Source organism: Actinacidiphila cocklensis, assembly GCF_907177275.1.
Taxonomy (GTDB): domain Bacteria; phylum Actinomycetota; class Actinomycetes; order Streptomycetales; family Streptomycetaceae; genus Actinacidiphila; species Actinacidiphila cocklensis.
Window position 1 is genome coordinate 111,305 of sequence record NZ_CAJSLV010000052.1, and the last position, 16,655, is coordinate 127,959.

A 16,655-nucleotide genomic window follows, 5' to 3' on the forward strand; every position below is an offset into this window, starting at 1 on the left:
TTCCCGGCCGGACGGCTCAGACGCCCTGGCTGACCGAACTCATGTTGAAGTCCGGCACCCGCAGCGCCGGCGCCGCGGCCCTGGTGAAGTAGTCGCTCCACTCGCGCGGCAGCGTCCGCTCGCTGCGACCCGCCTCGACCGCCCGGCCCAGCAGGTCGACCGGTGACTCGTTGAAGCGGAAGTTGTTCACCACCCCGGTCACCTCACCGCCCTCGACCAGGTAGACGCCGTCCCTGGTCAGACCGGTCAGCAGCAGCGTCGCCGGGTCGACCTCGCGGATGTACCACAGGCAGGTCAGCAGCAGGCCCCGCTCGGTGCCGGCCACCATCTCGGCCAGCGACTGCTTGCCGCCGCCCTCCAGGATCAGGTTGTCGGCCGCCGGCGCCATCGGCAGCCCGGTCAGCGCCGCGCTGTGCCGGGTGGTCGGCAGGTGGCGCAGGGTGCCGTCCCGCAGCCAGTCCACCGGGCCGACCGGCAGCCCGTTGTCGAAGACCGAGGCCTCGTCGCCCGACGCGTGCGCCACCACGAAGGGCGCCGCCTCAAGGCCCGGCTCGCCCGGGTCGCTGCGCAGCGTCAGCGGCAGCGCCGAGAGCTGCTCGCCCACCCGGGTGCCGCCGCCCGCCTTGCTGAAGACCGTACGGCCCTCGGCCGCGTCCCGGGCGCCCGACGACCACAGCTGGTAGATCATCAGGTCGGCGACCGCCGACGGCGGCAGCAGCGTCTCGTACCGCCCGGCCGGCAGGTCGATCTTCCGCTCGGCCCAGGCCAGCCGCTGCGCCAGCTCGGCGTCCAGCGCCAGCGGGTCCACGTCGGTGAAGTCCCTGGTGGCCGCGCCCGCCCAGGCCGAACGCGTACGGTCCGGCGACTTCGCGTTCACCTCAAGGGTGCCGGTCGGCTGGTCGTGCCGCAGCCGCAGCCCCGCCGACGTCCCCAGATACGTCGAGGTCACCGAGTGGAAGGCGAAGCCGTACAGCTGCCGCCCGCCGGCCCGCGCGGTGGCGAAGGCCTCGCCGAGCGCGGGCGCGAAGGCCGCGAAGACGTCGGAGGCGGTCTCGGCCGGGGCGTCGGTGAAGTCCGCGGACTGCGGGACCCCGGCCACCAGCGGCTGCGCGTCCTCGGCGGGGCCGGCCTCGCGGGCCGCCGCCTCGGCGGCCCGCACCAGCGGCTCCAGCTCGTCCGCGGTCACCGCGGACCGCGACACCACCCCGGACGCGGCGCCCTGCCCGCCGTCCACGGTCGCGATCACCGTGAGCGTCCGCCCGCGGGTGACGCCGTTGGTGGTCAGCGCGTTGCCGGCCCAGCGCAGGTTGGCGCTGGACTCCTCGTCGGCGATGACCACGCAGCCGTCCGCCGTGGACAGTTCGAGGGCCCGCTCGACAATCTCGTGCGGCTTGGTCGTCATCGCCCCGCCTCCTGGGTGGTGTTCAGAATGTTGACGCCCCGGAAGAGCGCGGAAGGGCAGCCGTGGGAGACCGCGGCGACCTGCCCCGGCTGGGCCTTTCCGCAGTTGAAGGCCCCTCCGAGCACATAGGTCTCGGGTCCGCCGACCTGCTCCATGGACCCCCAGAAGTCGGTGGTCGTGGCCTGGTAGGCGAAGTCCTTGACCTGGCCTGCGAGGCGGCCGTTCTCGATCAGGAAGGCCCGCTGACCGGTGAACTGGAAGTTGTAGCGCTGCATGTCGATCGACCAGGACCGGTCGCCGACCACGTACAGGCCGCGCTCGACCCCGCCGATCAGCTCCTCGGTGGACGGTCCGCCGGGTGCGGGCTGGAGCGAGACGTTCGCCATCCGCTGGACCGGGACGTGGCCGGGGGAGTCGGCGTAGGCGCAGCCGTTGGAGCGGTCGAAGCCGGTGAGCCTGGCGATCCGCCGGTCCAGCTGGTAGCCGACCAGCGTGCCGTCCCTGACCAGGTCCCAGGACTGGCCGGCCACGCCCTCGTCGTCGAAGCCGACGGTGGCCAGGCCGTGCTCCGCGGTGCGGTCGCCGGTGACGTGCATCAGCGGGGAGCCGTACTTCAGGCTGCCGAGCTGGTCGAAGGTCGCGAAGGAGGTGCCCGCGTAGGCCGCCTCGTAGCCCAGCGCCCGGTCCAGTTCGGTGGCGTGGCCGATGGACTCGTGGATGGTCAGCCACAGGTTGGACGGGTCGACCACCAGGTCGTACGCGCCCGCCTCGACCGAGGGCGCGCGCATCTTCTCGGCCAGCAGGCCGGGGATCGCGGCGAGTTCGCCGTCCCAGTCCCACACGTCGCCGGTCAGGTACTCCCAGCCCCGGCCGACCGGCGGGGCCAGGGTGCGCATCGAGTCGAAGCCGCCGGTGTCGGGGTCGACGCTCACCGCGGTCAGCTGCGGATGCACCCGCACCCGCTGCTGGGTGGTCGTGGTGCCCGCGGTGTCGGCGTAGAACTTGTTCTCGTGCACCGCGATCAGCGAGGCGTCGGCGTGCGAGACGCCGTCGGCGGCCAGCAGCCGGCTGCTCCACTCCGCGAGCAGCCCGGTCTTGTCCGCGTCGGGCACCTCGAACGGGTCGATCCCGTACGACGAGACCCAGGTGCGGTCGGCGTGCACCGGCTCGCCGGCCAGCTCCACCCGCTCGTCCGACCCGGCTGCCGCGATCACCTGGGCGCTGAGCTTGGCCATGGCGACGGCCTGCGAGGCGACCTTCGCCGCCGCGTCCATCGTCAGGTCGACGCCGGAGGCGAAGCCCCAGGCGCCGCCGTGTACCACCCGGACCGCGTAGCCCAGGTCCGTGCTGTCCGAACTCCCCGCGGGGCGCGCGTCCCGCAGCCGCCAGGCCGCGCTGCGCACGCGCTCCAGCCGGAAGTCCGCGTGGTCGGCGCCGAGCGCACGGGCTCTGGCCAGCGCCGCGTCGGCGAGCGCCCGCAACGGCAGCGCGAGGAATGACTGATCGACCTCATGAGGCACGGCGAACTTCCCTTCGCATCAGCGTGTCCGCAGTGAATCATGGCCTGCCCGCGGCCGGATCCGCCACAGCATTCGTTCGGCGCCCATAGGTTTCACGGGGGTCCAAAACCCACATGAGACACCGTCTTTCGACCGCCGTGTTCGTATTCCGGAGCGTCAAATACGGTGCCGCCTCGCGAACTTGTTCGGTCCGTGCGGCTCTGGCTAGAGTCGGCCGCCATGACCGCAGACCTCTCACTCATCCGGAGCAGCTTCGCGGCTGTTCAGCCCCACGGCACCCAGGTGACCGAGTACTTCTACGACCACCTTTTCGCCAACAACCCGCAGGTGCGACCCCTGTTCGCCGCGCACCTGGACGAGCAGCGCGACCGCCTGTGGGCCGCGCTCGGCGCCCTGGTCGCCAACCTCGAGAACACCGAGACGCTCATAGGCATGCTGCAGAACCTCGGGCGGCGCCACGTCGGATACGGCGCCGTGGCCGAGCACTACCCCGCCGTGGGCGCCAGCCTGATCGCCACCCTGCAGCACTTCGCGGGCGACGCGTGGACCCCTGCCGTCGAGGAGTCCTGGACCGCGGTCTACGGCGTGATCAGCAGCACCATGGTCGAGGCCGGCGAGTCGGTCTCCAGTTGACGCAGCCGTCGGCGGCTTGCAGAACCGGGCCGCCGACCGGCACCTGATTTCCCGGAGGTCACGTCAGATGTCAGCCACCGGAGGGTGGTCGTGAGCGATTCCCAGCCCCTGCGGGATTCCTTCGCCCTGGTCGGCAAGTCCGGGGACGAGGTTCCGCGGTACTTCTATTCCTACCTGTTCCTCATCGCGCCGGAAGTCCGCCCGATGTTCCCGGTGGCCATGGGAGTGCAGCGCGACCGGCTCGTCGCCGCCCTGGGCACGATCGTCGCGGACGCCGACGACCCCGAGCGGCTCGTGCCGTTCCTGCAGCAACTGGGCCGCGACCACCGCAAGTTCCAGGTCGTGGCGCAGCACTACGAGGCGGTGGGGCAGGCGCTGCTGGCCACCCTGGCCTACTTCCTGGGTGAGGCGTGGACCCCGGAGCTGCAGCGCGGCTGGACCGACGCGTACACCCTGGTGGCGCGCACCATGGTGCAGGCCGCCGAGGCCGACAGCTCGGTGAATCCGCCGTGGTGGAACGCCGAGGTGGTACACCACGAGCAGCGCGGCTTCGACCTCGCGGTCCTCACGCTGCGGCTGGAGCAGCCGATGGCGTACGCCGCCGGGCAGTCGGTGATGGTGGAGGCCCCGATGCTGCTGCCGAGCACCTGGCGGTCCTTCACCCCGGCCAACGCGGCGCGTTCCGACGGGATGCTCGAACTGCACGTCCGGGCGATCGACGGCGGGCTGCTCAGCCCGGCCCTGGTCTACCGGCTGCGGCAGGGCGACGTCCTGCGGCTGGGAGCCCCGGTCGGCACCCGGCTGGGCCTGCGGGCGTCCGGCGGCCGGGAGCTGGTGATGATCGCCGGGGGCACGGGACTGGCACCGCTGCGCGCCCTGATCGAGGAGATCGCCTGGCACGGCCCGCAGCGCCGCGTCGACCTCTTCTTCGGCTCGCGTGACGCCCAGGGCCTCTACGACATGCCGGCCCTGCAGCAGATGGCGCAGGCCCATCCGTGGCTGCGCGTCACGCCGCTGTCCGGCGCGAACGCCGGCACCTTCGACAACCGCAGCCTCGCCGTCCCCGTCCTGCAGGCGGCGAACTGGCGTGGACGCGCCTTCTACGTCTGCGGCTCGCCGGGCATGGTCTCCGCGACAGTGCGCGATCTGGCCAACGCAGGCATCCCCCACGAACTGCTGCACTTCGAAGACGTTCGGTGATCGGAGACACATGGACGAGACCGGAGCACACCATCCGGCGGACCCCGGGATTACGCCGGAGACCCTGCGCTCGATGACCTTCCCGCGCGCCCCGCTGACCCGCCGCGGCTACAGCGAGGAGCCGGTGCACAACGCCCTTCGCCGCTGTGCGGCGGCGCTGACCGCGCTGGCGGAGGAGAACGACCGGCTGCGGGCGGACATGCAGCGCCACCGGGACTGGATCAGGGCGAACAACATCGGCGACTCGGGAACCGTTCCCACCGGGGTGCCGACGGTGGACGCGGTCCTCCAGCAGGCGCGCGCCCAGCAGTCGGCGGAGCAGACCGTGTTCGCGGCCCGCGAGCAGGCCCGCACCATGCTGCGGGCGGCCAGGGCGCAGGCCGAGGCGCTCCTGCAGCAGATGCAGGAGCGGGACGGCCAGGCCACCGACGAGGAGGAGGCCGAACGGCTCATCTCCTACCTGCGCCAGATCGCCCAGTCGCTGACCGTCACCGCGGACCAGTACGCCACGAAGCACACCGGCCCCGCCACGCCGACCCCGGTCGGCAGCCGGCAGGGCACCTGACCGACACGGCTGGGCACGGGGCCTGTCCTCAGGGCCGTCCCGCAATCCCCGGCGGGCGCGCGACGACAGCTACGGCACCTCGCTGCGTTGTCGGGCTCGCCCGAATACGACCCGGTATGAGGGCGACCCTTCGCCTTGCGATGCACCGCATCTGACGCCGCCCGCTGGTCCACCGCGGATCACGGGACAGCCCTGAGCCGGCAACAGCCCTTTGTGCGGAAGCCCTTGGCTTGGTCCAGACCAATCTCTATGCTCGGGGTGCCGCCCTCTCTTGTCCGCACCACGCTCGACAAGGAGCCCCCCACATGTCAGTACGCCGCAAGGCCGCCGCACTGGGCGCGGTCGGCGCCACCACCCTGATCGTCGCCGGGCTCACCCCCGGCACGGCCAGCGCGCACGGCGCGCTCAGCACCCCGGTCAGCCGGATCTCCGCCTGCTACGCGGAAGGCCCGGAGAACCCCAAGTCCCAGGTGTGCAAGGACCTCGTCGCCGACAGCGGCACCCAGCCGCTGTACGACTGGAACGAGGTCAACATCGCCAACGCCGACGGGCAGAGCAGGACGATCATCCCCGACGGCCACCTCTGCTCGGCCGACCGCGACAAGTACCGGGCGCTGGACTGGGCCCGCACCGACTGGCCGGCCACCCCGGTCCAGGCCGGGCAGACCACCGTCAGCTTCCGGGTCACCGCACCCCACCGCGGGGTCATGACGCTCTACATCACCAAGCAGGGCTACGACCCGACGCAGCCGCTGAAGTGGTCCGACCTGGACAGCACCCCGATCGCCACCTACACCACCGCGGCCTCCTCGCCCGGCTACTACACCTTCCCCGCCACCCTGCCGGCCCGCACCGGGCGGCAGTTGGTCTACCAGGTGTGGCAGCGCACCGACAGCCCGGAGGCCTTCTACGGCTGCGCGGATGTCGTCTTCGGACAGACCGCGCAGGCGGCGAAGGCGGCCACCGCCGACGTCGCCCAGGCGCCGACGGACGCCCAGATCACCGCGGGCGAGTCCAGGTCGACCGTCGTCCACCACGGCCACGGCGGTGACGCACCCGTCACCTCCACCACCGGCAACCTCGCCATCAGCAATGTGGCGGCCGGCAGCAGCACCCTGGAGGCCGCGCTGTCCGGCAGTGCGATCCTGGCCAGCGGGGCGGTGGGACTGCTGGTCTACAGCCGCCGCAGGGCGGCAGTGCGCAACCGCGGCTGACGGTCGGCCGCTGTAGGAATCCCACAGGGTCGGCCGGAGCAGCCTGTCGGGGCCGATTCCCCGGAACGGCGCCGGGAACGATAGCTTTCACGGAGATACTCACGACTGAGGAGTGATCCGTTGAGCCGCTCGGTTCTCGTCACCGGAGGAAACCGGGGCATCGGCCTCGCCATCGCCCGGGTTTTCGCCGACGCGGGCGACAAGGTCGCCATCACGTACCGCTCGGGTGAGCCCCCGGCCGACCTCGTGGCACTCGGTGTGCTCGCGGTGCGCTGCGACATCACCGACGCCGAGCAGGTCGAGCAGGCCTACAAGGAGATCGAGGCGGCGCACGGCACCGTCGAGGTGCTGGTCGCCAACGCCGGCATCACCCGCGACCAGCTGCTGATGCGCATGTCGGAGGAGGACTTCACCGCCGTCCTCGACACCAACCTCACCGGCACCTTCCGGGTGGTCAAGCGCGCCAACCGCGGCATGCTGCGGGCCAGGAAGGGCCGGGTCGTCCTGATCTCGTCGGTGGTCGGCCTGCTGGGCTCGGCGGGGCAGGCGAACTACGCCGCCTCCAAGGCCGGACTGGTCGGCTTCGCCCGCTCGCTGGCCCGCGAGCTGGGCTCGCGCAACATCACCTTCAACGTCGTCGCACCCGGCTTCGTCGACACCGACATGACCCGGGCGCTCACCGACGAGCAGCGCGCCGGGATCGTGGCCCAGGTGCCGCTGGCCCGCTACGCGCAGCCGGAGGAGATCGCCGCCGCGGTGCGTTTCCTGGCGTCCGACGACGCCGCGTACATCACTGGAGCCGTCATCCCCGTTGACGGCGGATTGGGCATGGGTCACTGAACACCATGAGCGGAATTCTCGACGGCAAGCGCATCCTGGTCACGGGTGTGCTGATGGAGTCCTCCATCGCCTTCCACACCGCCAAGCTGGCCCAGGAGCAGGGTGCCGAGATCATCCTGACCGCCTTCCCCCGGCCCACCCTGACCGAGCGGATCGCCCGCAAGCTGCCCCGCCCGACGAAGGTCATCGAGCTGGACGTGACCAACGCGGAGCACCTGGCGGGCCTGGAGAGCGTCGTACGCGACGAGCTCGGCGGCCTGGACGGCGTCGTCCACTCGATCGGCTTCGCCCCGCAGGACGCGCTCGGCGGCAACTTCCTCAACACCCCGTTCGAGTCGGTCGCCACCGCGATGCACGTGTCGGCGTACTCGCTGAAGTCGCTGACCATGGCCTGCCTGCCGCTGATGAGCGACGGCGGCGGCTCCGTCGTCGGCCTCACCTTCGACGCGCAGTTCGCCTGGCCGCAGTACGACTGGATGGGCCCCGCCAAGGCCGCGCTGGAGGCCACCTCCCGCTACCTGGCCCGCGACCTGGGCAAGCAGAACATCCGCTGCAACCTGATCTCGGCCGGGCCGATCGGCTCGATGGCCGCGAAGTCCATCCCGGGCTTCTCCGAGCTGGCCGACGTGTGGAACCACCGCTCCCCGCTGGAGTGGAACATGTCCGACCCCGAGCCCGCCGGGCGCGGAGTCGTGGCGCTGCTGTCCGACTGGTTCCCGATGACCACCGGCGAGATCGTGCACGTCGACGGCGGCCTGCACGCCATCGGCGCCTGACACCCGCCGCCTGCTCCGTCCGCCGCCGCCCCGCTCAGCGGGCGGCGGCGCGGAAGCGGCAGTAGAAGGCGTGGGTGCGGGCCTCCTCGGCCGCGCCTTCCCCATCCCCCGCACGGATCGCGGCGACCAGCCGGGCGTGGTCGAGGTGGTCCTCGGGACGCAGTTCCGTGCCGACGTCGGCTCGCAGGAAGTCCCGCAGCACCTGCCCGAGGTCGGCGTACAGGGCGGTCAGCACCTCGTTGTGCGAGGTCGCGACGACCGCCAGGTGCAAGGTCGCGTCGGCCTCGACGAAGGCCTCCGCGTCACCGGAGTCCCAGGCCTGCTCGCGCCGTGCGAGCAGCGCGTCCAGCTGCGTCAGGTCCGCCTCGTCGCGGCGCTCGGCGGCCAGCGAGGCCGCGGTGGCCTCCAGCGCCCCGCGCAGCTCGGCTATGTGCAGCTGCTCCGCACCGGCGAACCGCCGCTGCATCACCCCGGCCAGCTCGCTGGTGGCCACCACGTAGGTGCCCGAACCCTGCCTGATGTCCAGCAGGCCGTTGTGCGCCAGCGCCCTGATCGCCTCCCTGACCGTGTTGCGTGCCACCCCGAGCCGGTCGACCAGCTCGGGCTCCGTCGGGATACGGCTGCCCACCGGCCACGCACCCGAGGTGATCTCGGTCCGCAGGCGGGCGATGACCTGGTCGGCGAGGGTGGCGCTACGGGGTACGGGTCCGAGATTCATCCCATCATTCTATGATGGGTCCATGCGCGACGACGAATCCCTGACCCTCGACCCGCCCACCACTTCGCAGCCGGCGCCCCCGCGCGCCGCGTCACCCGCCGCACAGGCGCTCGCGCTGCCGCGCTGGGTCCGCGTGCTCGCCGTCGCGGGACTCGTCCTCGCCGCCGTCAACCTGCGCCCCGCCGTCACCAGCCTCGGCCCGCTGATGAAGGAGGTCCGCGACGGCCTCGGTATGAGCGGCGCCATGGCCGGCCTGCTCACCTCGGTGCCCGCCGCGTGCTTCGCGCTGTTCGGCTTCGCCGCACCCCGGCTCGCCCGCCGCTACGGACCCGGCGCGGTCGTCTGCGCCGGCATGGCCCTGATCACCGGCGGCCTGCTGCTGCGGCCCTTCGCCGGCGGCACCCCCGCCTTCCTGGCCGCCAGCGCGCTGGCCCTGGCCGGCATCGCCGTGTCCAACGTGCTGATGCCGGTGATCGTCAAGCGCTACTTCCCCGACCGGATGGGTCCCGTCACCGGTGTCTACTCGATGGCCCTGTCGCTGGGCACCGCACTGGCCGCCGCGGTGTCGGTGCCGCTGACCGACGCCATGGGCCACGGCTGGCGGCTCGGCCTCGGCGTGTGGGCGGTGCCGGCCGCGCTGGCGGTGCTGGTCTGGCTGCCGCTGGTACGCGACCGGTCCGCGAGCCCGCGCAGCGCTGCGGCACCGGCAGCCGCCGCCGACGCCGGCGAGCACGGGCGGATCACCCGCAGCCGTACCGCCTGGATGATGGCCGCGTTCTTCGGGCTCCAGGGCACCTCCGCCTACGTCACCATGGGCTGGATGCCGCAGATCTTCCGGGACGCCGGGATCTCCGCCGGCAAGGCGGGGCTGCTGCTCGCGGTCACCATGGTGATGGGCGTGCCGCTGTCGTTCGTGCTGCCCCAGGTGGCCGCGCGGATGCGCTCCCAGGGGCCGATCGTGGTGGTCCTCGCGGTCTTCCAGGTGGCCGGCTTCGCGGGGCTGTGGGCCGCGCCGGCCGCCGCACCCTGGGTCTGGGCACTGCTGCTGGGCGTGGCGAACTGCGCCTTCCCGCTGGTGCTGACGATGATCGGCATGCGCTCGCGCACCGGCGCCGGCGTCGTACGCCTGTCGGCCTTCGCGCAGAGCACCGGCTATCTGATCTCGATCCCCGGGCCGATCCTGGTCGGCGCGCTCAACCAGTCCTCCGGCGGCTGGGGCCTGCCCATCGCCCTGATGCTCGCGCTGGTCGTCCCCCAGGCGGTCTGCGGGGTGCTGGCCGGCCGCAACCGGTACATCGAGGACGAACTGTGACCCCGGTGGGAGCCGCCCGGGTGCCGGTGCCAGACTGGACGCATGCCCGTACTCGAACCGAACCCCCCGCAGCCCCAGCGCCGGCTGCTGACCCTCTTCGGCCTGATGATGGGGGTGCCCGCGCTCGTCGCGGTGGTCGCCATCATCGCCGCGCGCATGGGGTGACCGCGGCCCGGCACCCCCGGTGGCCCGCGGCGAACTGACGTCCCGTCAGCGGATCTGCCGCCGACCCCGACTCCGGGGGTGGGGACAACCCCACCATCCCTAGGGGGCCAGGGTCAGGGTCAACTGGGTGGACGGCCGGATGGGACGGGCCGCCCCGCGCCCGTAGCGTCGAAGTGCAGCCGGACAACGGCACTTCGACGGTTCACCACGGAGGCGTTCACCGTGACCACACAGTCCCCCCACCTGTACACCCGGCAGGCCGGGACCGCCGCCGGCACCGGCACCTCCGCCGCGCGCAAGGCCAAGGCCGGCGAGGTGCAGACCCGGCTGCCGTGGTGGGCGGTGGCGCTGCCCGCGCTCGCCTTCGCCGCGCTGCTCGCGCTGATCAGCGGCGGCAGCGCCGACGCCTCGACCGCGGCACCGGCAGGCGACGTCCTGTCGCGGATCGTCACCGCCCTGCCCGACCTCCTCCGTCACGTCCTGTGACCCTCCCGGTGCGCTCCGGGCGGGCACGCACGGTGACCGTCGCTGCCGGTGAGCGCGGCGACCGCCCCGCGGGACCGGTGATCACGGCCATCCCGCGCCTGACTGCGGGTTTTCTGGAAAGCTGAAAGGCATGACCGTCGATTCGCCCCGCACCATCGTCCTGCTCCGGCACGCCAAGGCCGACTGGCCCGACGTCCCCGACCACGAGCGGCCGCTGGCCGACCGCGGCCGGCAGGACGCCCCGATGGCCGGCCTCCGACTCGCCGACGACGGCATAGCCCCCGAGCTCGTGCTGTGCTCCACCGCCGCCCGCACCCGTGAGACCTGGAAACTCGCCGCCCACGAGCTGCCGCACCGGCCCCGTACGGTCTACGAGGAGCGGCTCTACGACGCGAGCCTGGGTGAACTGCTCGCACTGCTCAGCGAGACCCCCGACGACGTCGGCTCGCTGCTGGTGGTCGCGCACAACCCCGGGATGCACGCGCTCGCCGAAGCCCTCACCGGCAGCGCCGACAGCGACGCGCTGGCCCGCCTCAAGAGCGGCGGCTTCCCCACCGCGGCCTTCGCGGTGATCACCTTCAACGGCTCGTGGAAGACCGTCGAGCACGGCGTCGGCCGCCTCACCACCTTCTGGACCCCGCACGAGGCTTAGCCCCCGTAGGGGGTCAGGTGGTCTCGGTGCCGTCCAGCTCGTCGGCCGCCTCGATCTCCTCGCGGGTGATGCCCAGCAGGTAGAGCACCGCGTCGAGGAAGGGCACGTTCACCGCCGTGTCGGCGGCCTGGCGCACCACCGGCTTGGCGTTGAAGGCGACGCCCAGGCCTGCCGCGTTGAGCATGTCCAGGTCGTTGGCGCCGTCGCCGATCGCCACGGTCTGGCTCAGCGGTACCCCGGCCTGCGCGGCGAAGCTGCGCAGCAGCCTGGCCTTGCCCGCCCGGTCCACGATCGGCCCGACCACCCGGCCGGTCAGCCGCCCGTCGGCCACCTCCAGGGTGTTCGCGGCGGCGAAGTCCAGGCCGAGCCGCTCCTTGAGGTCGTCGGTGACCTGGGTGAAGCCGCCGGAGACCACGCCGACCTGGTAGCCGAGCCGCTTGAGCGTACGGATCAGGGTCCGCGCGCCCGGGGTCAGCCGGACCTCGGCGCGCACCTTGTCCACCACGGACACGTCGAGGCCGGCCAGCAGCGCGACCCGGGCGTGCAGCGACTGCTCGAAGTCCAGCTCGCCGCGCATCGCGGCGGCCGTGACCTCGGCGACCTGCTCCTCGCACCCGGCGTGCGCGGCGAACAGCTCGATGACCTCGTCCTGGATGACGGTGGAGTCGACGTCCATCACCACCAGCCGCTGCGCCCTGCGCTGCAGCCCGGACGGCACCACCGCGACGTCCACCCCGCGGGCCGCCGCGGCCACCGCGAGCGCCGAGCGCAGCACCACCGTCTCCGCGCCCGAGACGGCGAACTCCACCGCCGTCACCGGGTACTTCGCCAGCCGGAAGATCCGGTCGATGTTGCCACCGGCGCCGGTGATCTCCGCCGTTATGGCCGCCGTCGACTCCGCCGTCAGCGGCCGGCCCAGCACCGTGACGTGCGAACGGCCCTCGCCGCGCGGCCGGTTGTCGCCGATGCCGGAGATGATCTCGGCCTGCATCCGCAGGCTCTCGGCCCAGCTGTGCACGGTGGCCCGCAGGTCGCCCTCGGTGCCGGTGCCCGGCGCGGGCGCGGTCACCAGCGCGCACAGCACTATCCGGCCGCGGGTCACCAGCTGCTCGATGTCCACCACGTCCACCCCGTAGGCGGCGAGCGTGTCGAACAGTCCGGCGGTGATGCCGGGCTTGTCCTTGCCGAAGATCTTGACCAGGAGGGTCGGCACGTCCGCTGCGGGAACGGCGGCGACAGGCGTGGCTTGCGAGGCGTCGTTCATGGTCCCTCCACGGTATCCGCCCCGCGCCGACCTATGACCATCCGTCCCGCGTGCCGGACAATCGGCTGCTTAGGGCACTCGGAACGCGTTCGGGAGGGCGCTTTCTGTTACGAGACCGGGGCCTGCGATAGTTCCTCCCGATGTTCGCAATCCCTAGACTCCCCTCATGGGGGACAACACGGGGGACAAACAATGGGGCTTGGGGTGCCTGAACTCGTACTCGAATTGAACGATCGAACCTGGACGCTCGACGCCTCCCGGTCCTACAGCCTCGGGCGTGACCCGCAGGCCGATATTGTCTGCGACGACCCGCGGGTCTCGTGGCGGCACGCCACCATCCGCCGGAGTGAACGCGGTTGGGTTATCGAGGACCAGGGGAGCACCAACGGCACCTTCGTCCACGGCCAGCGGATCCAGCAGACGGAGGTCGGCCCCGGCTCGGCGGTCAACCTCGGCAACGCCACCGAAGGCCCGCGGCTGAACTTCACCGGCGGCACGCCGGTCGCGGCCGCCGGCGCCGACGTCTACAGCGCGGAGACCGCGCACGCCCAGCAGCCGCAGCAGCTCCACCAGCAGGCTCCGCCTCAGCACGTACCGCCTCAGCACGTACCGCCTCAGCATGTACCGCCGCAGGTCCAGCAGGCTCCGCCGCAGTACTACCCGCAGTATCAGCAGCAGGCCCAGCCGCAGCAGGCGGCCCCGCACCCGCAGGCGGCCGCGCCGCAGCAGGGTGGCGGCGGCTGGCCGCAGCAGCCGCCGGCCCCGCAGGGCGTACCGCAGCAGCGGCCGTCGAACGGCCCGCCGCCCGGAGGGGGCGACCGCAGCCCGACGACCTTCCACCAGCTCGCGCTGGGCCGGGTCATGCGGATCGGCCGTGCGCTGGAGAACGAACTGGTCGTCTTCGACCTCCAGGTCTCCCGCAACCACGCCGAATTCCGCGCGCACCCCGACGGCCGCTACGAGATCGTCGACCTCGGCAGCCACAACGGCACCTATGTCAACGGCCAGCCGATCCAGCGGCACCTGCTCGGCCCGAACGACATCGTCGGCGTCGGCCACTCCACCTTCCGGCTGGTCGGCGACCGCCTGGAGGAGTTCGTCGACACCGGTGCGGTGTCCTTCTCGGCCCGCCGCCTGTCGGTGACCGTGCCGCACGGCAAGACCACCAAGACGATCCTCAGGGACGTCTCGTTCGGGGTGCCGGAGAAGTCGCTGATCGGGGTGATCGGCCCGTCCGGCTCCGGCAAGTCGACGCTGCTGCGGGCGCTGACCGGTTACCGGCCCGCCGACCAGGGTGAGGTGCTGTACGACAACCGGAATCTGTACAAGCAGTTCGCCGAGCTGCGGCAGCGCATCGGCCTGGTGCCGCAGGACGACATCCTGCACAAGGAGCTGCAGGTCAAGACCGCCCTGCGGTACGCGGCCAAGCTCCGCTTCCCCGGCGACACCGCGTCCGCGGAGCGCGAGGCCAGGATCGACGAGGTGCTGCGCGAGCTGAAGCTCGACATCCACGCCGACAAGCGCATCACCTCGCTGTCCGGCGGCCAGCGCAAGCGCGTCTCGGTGGCGCTCGAACTGCTCACCAAGCCGTCGCTGATCTTCCTGGACGAGCCCACCTCGGGCCTCGACCCGGGTATGGACCGCGACGTGATGAAGCTGCTGCGCGGCCTGGCCGACGACGGCCGCACGGTGCTGGTGGTCACCCACTCGGTGGCCGAACTGGCGCTGTGCGACAAGCTTCTGGTGATGGCGCCGGGCGGTGCGGTCGCCTATTTCGGGCCGCCGGACGAGGCGCTGAATTTCTTCGGCTACGACAATTGGGCCGACGTCTTCTCGGCTTTCGAGACCTACCGGGACTACGACTGGATGGGCCGCTGGCGCGGTTCCCAGCACTACCAGACGTATGCCGCGGACCTCGACTCGGTGGCCCCGCAGGCCGCGCCCTACATACCCCACCAGGTGGCCAGGCCGCCCAAACCGCAGGCCTGGGGTGCGCAGTTGTGGACCCTGGTACGCCGCTACACATCGGTGATCGCCTCCGACCGCGGCTTCATCGGCCTGATGCTGATCCTGCCGACCGTGCTCGGCGTCGTCAGCCTGCTGATCCCGGCGAGCAGCGGCCTCGGCTACGGGCCGGTCAAGTCGCACGGCCAGAACCGGGACGCGGGCACCATCCTGATGATCATCGCGGTCGGCGCGTGCTTCGCGGGCGCGGCGAACTCGGTCCGTGAGCTGATCAAGGAACGGGTCATCTACGAGCGCGAACGCGCGGTCGGCCTGTCCCGCTCGGCGTACCTGATGTCCAAGGTCATCGTGCTGGGGCTGATCACCGCCCTGCAGGGCGCGATCATCTGCGGCATCGGCTTCGCGCCGCGCAGCAAGATGCCGGCCGAGGGCGTCATCCTGCACGGCCAGCCGGCCGTCGAGATGACCCTGGTCGTCATGGCCTTCGGGTTCACCTCGATGATGGTGGGCCTGATCATCTCCGCCCTGGTGAAGACGGCGGAGAAGACGATGCCGCTGCTGGTGATGTACTCGATCGTGCAGATCGTCTTCACCGGTGTGCTCTTCCAGATCTACGGCAAGCCCGGCATGGAGCAGGTGGCGTGGCTGATGCCGGCCCGCTGGGCGGTGGCCGGGGCCGGCTCGACGGCGGACCTCAACACCCTGCTGCCGTGGGACAACACCCCGCCGGTCAGCGTGGACGCGCTCTGGAAGCACAGCGCGGGCGTCTGGACGCTCGACGTCGTCATGCTGCTGCTCATGGCGGCCCTGTGCGGTGTCGCCGTCGCCCGATTGCTGCGCCGGCACGAGCCCGAGGTCATGCGCAAGTAAGCGGCAAATCGCGTCATGCAAAAGGGCGGTGGGACCTCGTGGTCCTACCGCCCTTTCACATGGCCGATCAGTGGCGCCGGTCAGAATCCCGGTCAGTACGCCGAGTTGACGTTGTCCATTCCGCCGTAGACGTGCCAGGCGTAGTTGCACGCGGCGGCGATGTTCGCGACCGGGTCGTAGATGTTCCACGACGTACCGGACACGTGGTAGGCGTTGAACGTCGGGTCGATCGTCTGCAGCAGGCCCTTGGAGGGAATGCCGTTCTGGGCGTTGATGTCCCAGAGGTTGATCGCGTTCGGGTTGCCGGAGGACTCGCGGATGATGTTCCGGTAAATGCCGTCGTAGGTCGGCACCGGGATGTTGTGCGCGCCCAGGACGGCACGCGCCTCGCGAATCCAGCCGTCGAGGTTGTCGGGGTAGACGACCGCGACGGGAGCGGCGGCGACCTTCTTCGCCACGGTCTTGATCGCGACGCGCTGCGTGGAGCGGGTCGCGGCCTGCTTGGCCTTGGCGCGCGCGGCGGCCTGAGCGGCGGCCTTCTTCTTCGCGGCGGCCTGGGCAGCGGCCTTCTTCTTCGCGGCGGCGTCGGCCGCAGCCTTCTTCTTCGCCGCCGCGTCGGCGGCGGCCTTCTGCTTGGCGGCGGTGTCGGCGGCTGCGGCGTCGGCGGCGGCCTTCTTCTTCGCCGCCGCGTCCTCCTGGATCGCCTTCTGCGAGGCAAGGCCCGCCTGGGCGTCGAGGCTCTTGACCTGCTGGCCGGATTCCACCGAGAACCCGGTCGGGTCACCCTTGGCTTCAGCCGTTCCACCGGTCGCCTGGAGACCGGTGACGGCCAGGACAACAGCAGCCGCGGCGGCGGCACCGGCCGCCGTGATCTTGTGCTTCTTGGACAGTCGGCCGATCTTCGGGATCGTGGGGAGCTGCATGGAATGACCTCTTCCGGTTGCGGACCTGAGAATTCTTAGGGCCTCGCAAAACGGGGGTCAATGAAGCCGGCTACGAATCGAATTCGTAGCGGGTCCGGGAACGGGCAGTCACTTCCCGGCGAGTTCCCGAGGTTTACCGGGGTTCGTATT

At 71.5% G+C, this 16,655-nt stretch carries 16 protein-coding genes; 11 read left to right on the top strand and 5 right to left on the bottom strand.

Going from position 1 to position 16,655, the window contains the following annotated elements; genetic code table 11:
- Nucleotides 1-16 precede the first annotated feature (16 nt).
- Nucleotides 17-1,402, bottom strand: coding sequence for a metallopeptidase TldD-related protein (locus tag NFU81_RS15745; protein ID WP_251490026.1), 1,386 nt, complete (start codon nt 1,400-1,402; stop codon nt 17-19).
- The gene (locus tag NFU81_RS15750; protein WP_251490028.1) at nt 1,399-2,922 is read right to left on the bottom strand and encodes a TldD/PmbA family protein; all 1,524 of its coding nucleotides are present in this window, start codon (nt 2,920-2,922) and stop codon (nt 1,399-1,401) included. Before NFU81_RS15750 ends, NFU81_RS15745 begins: the two co-directional genes overlap by 4 nt.
- A 219-nt stretch (nt 2,923-3,141) precedes the next feature.
- Here NFU81_RS15750 and NFU81_RS15755 point away from each other — a divergent pair, with 219 nt between their 5' ends.
- The 6 genes from NFU81_RS15755 (at nt 3,142) to fabI (ending at nt 8,150) form a co-directional block, all read left to right on the top strand.
- Complete coding sequence (locus tag NFU81_RS15755) at nt 3,142-3,555, top strand: globin family protein (RefSeq protein WP_251490030.1); 414 nt, start codon at nt 3,142-3,144, stop codon at nt 3,553-3,555.
- A 90-nt stretch (nt 3,556-3,645) separates the two neighbouring features.
- Nucleotides 3,646-4,755, top strand: a complete 1,110-nt coding sequence (locus NFU81_RS15760) for a globin domain-containing protein (RefSeq protein WP_251490032.1) — start codon at nt 3,646-3,648, stop codon at nt 4,753-4,755.
- Nucleotides 4,756-4,828: 73 nt separating this feature from the next.
- Entirely contained in the window at nt 4,829-5,320 is a 492-nt protein-coding gene (locus NFU81_RS15765; protein ID WP_251490033.1) for a DivIVA domain-containing protein, read from the top strand.
- 305 nt (nt 5,321-5,625) lie between these two features.
- A complete protein-coding gene (locus tag NFU81_RS15770) occupies nt 5,626-6,534 on the top strand; it encodes a lytic polysaccharide monooxygenase auxiliary activity family 9 protein (RefSeq protein WP_251490035.1) in 909 nt (302 codons plus the stop codon).
- A gap of 120 nt (nt 6,535-6,654) precedes the next feature.
- Nucleotides 6,655-7,374 carry a 3-oxoacyl-[acyl-carrier-protein] reductase gene (gene fabG, locus NFU81_RS15775; RefSeq protein ID WP_251490037.1) on the top strand — a complete coding sequence of 240 codons (720 nt, stop codon included), beginning with the start codon at nt 6,655-6,657 and terminating at the stop codon, nt 7,372-7,374.
- A 5-nt stretch (nt 7,375-7,379) separates the two neighbouring features.
- Nucleotides 7,380-8,150 carry an enoyl-ACP reductase FabI gene (fabI, locus tag NFU81_RS15780; RefSeq protein ID WP_251490039.1) on the top strand — a complete coding sequence of 257 codons (771 nt, stop codon included), beginning with the start codon at nt 7,380-7,382 and terminating at the stop codon, nt 8,148-8,150.
- A gap of 34 nt (nt 8,151-8,184) precedes the next feature.
- On the opposite strand, the gene NFU81_RS15785 is transcribed toward fabI, so the two are convergent.
- Nucleotides 8,185-8,868, bottom strand: coding sequence for a FadR/GntR family transcriptional regulator (locus NFU81_RS15785; protein ID WP_251490041.1), 684 nt, complete (start codon nt 8,866-8,868; stop codon nt 8,185-8,187).
- Nucleotides 8,869-8,890: 22 nt separating this feature from the next.
- Here NFU81_RS15785 and NFU81_RS15790 point away from each other — a divergent pair, with 22 nt between their 5' ends.
- From NFU81_RS15790 to NFU81_RS15805, 4 genes are all read left to right on the top strand, one after another.
- A complete protein-coding gene (locus NFU81_RS15790) occupies nt 8,891-10,180 on the top strand; it encodes a CynX/NimT family MFS transporter (RefSeq protein ID WP_251490043.1) in 1,290 nt (429 codons plus the stop codon).
- A gap of 42 nt (nt 10,181-10,222) precedes the next feature.
- A complete protein-coding gene (locus NFU81_RS15795) occupies nt 10,223-10,345 on the top strand; it encodes an SGM_5486 family transporter-associated protein (protein ID WP_251490045.1) in 123 nt (40 codons plus the stop codon).
- A 222-nt stretch (nt 10,346-10,567) separates the two neighbouring features.
- Nucleotides 10,568-10,831, top strand: a complete 264-nt coding sequence (locus NFU81_RS15800) for a hypothetical protein (protein ID WP_251490047.1) — start codon at nt 10,568-10,570, stop codon at nt 10,829-10,831.
- Between the two features lie 130 nt (nt 10,832-10,961).
- Nucleotides 10,962-11,483 (top strand): SixA phosphatase family protein, encoded by a 522-nt coding sequence (locus tag NFU81_RS15805; protein ID WP_251490048.1) that lies wholly within the window; start codon nt 10,962-10,964, stop codon nt 11,481-11,483.
- A 13-nt stretch (nt 11,484-11,496) separates the two neighbouring features.
- On the opposite strand, the gene serB is transcribed toward NFU81_RS15805, so the two are convergent.
- Nucleotides 11,497-12,747 carry a phosphoserine phosphatase SerB gene (gene serB, locus NFU81_RS15810; RefSeq protein ID WP_251490050.1) on the bottom strand — a complete coding sequence of 417 codons (1,251 nt, stop codon included), beginning with the start codon at nt 12,745-12,747 and terminating at the stop codon, nt 11,497-11,499.
- A gap of 192 nt (nt 12,748-12,939) precedes the next feature.
- Between serB and NFU81_RS15815 the strand changes: the two genes are divergently transcribed.
- Nucleotides 12,940-15,582: an FHA domain-containing protein gene (locus tag NFU81_RS15815; RefSeq protein WP_251490052.1), complete on the top strand. Its 2,643-nt coding sequence runs from the start codon at nt 12,940-12,942 to the stop codon at nt 15,580-15,582.
- 92 nt (nt 15,583-15,674) lie between these two features.
- Here NFU81_RS15815 and NFU81_RS15820 read toward each other — a convergent pair whose 3' ends face one another.
- On the bottom strand, nt 15,675-16,505 hold the full coding sequence (locus tag NFU81_RS15820; RefSeq protein ID WP_251490054.1) for a transglycosylase SLT domain-containing protein: 831 nt from the start codon (nt 16,503-16,505) through the stop codon (nt 15,675-15,677).
- Nucleotides 16,506-16,655 lie beyond the last annotated feature (150 nt).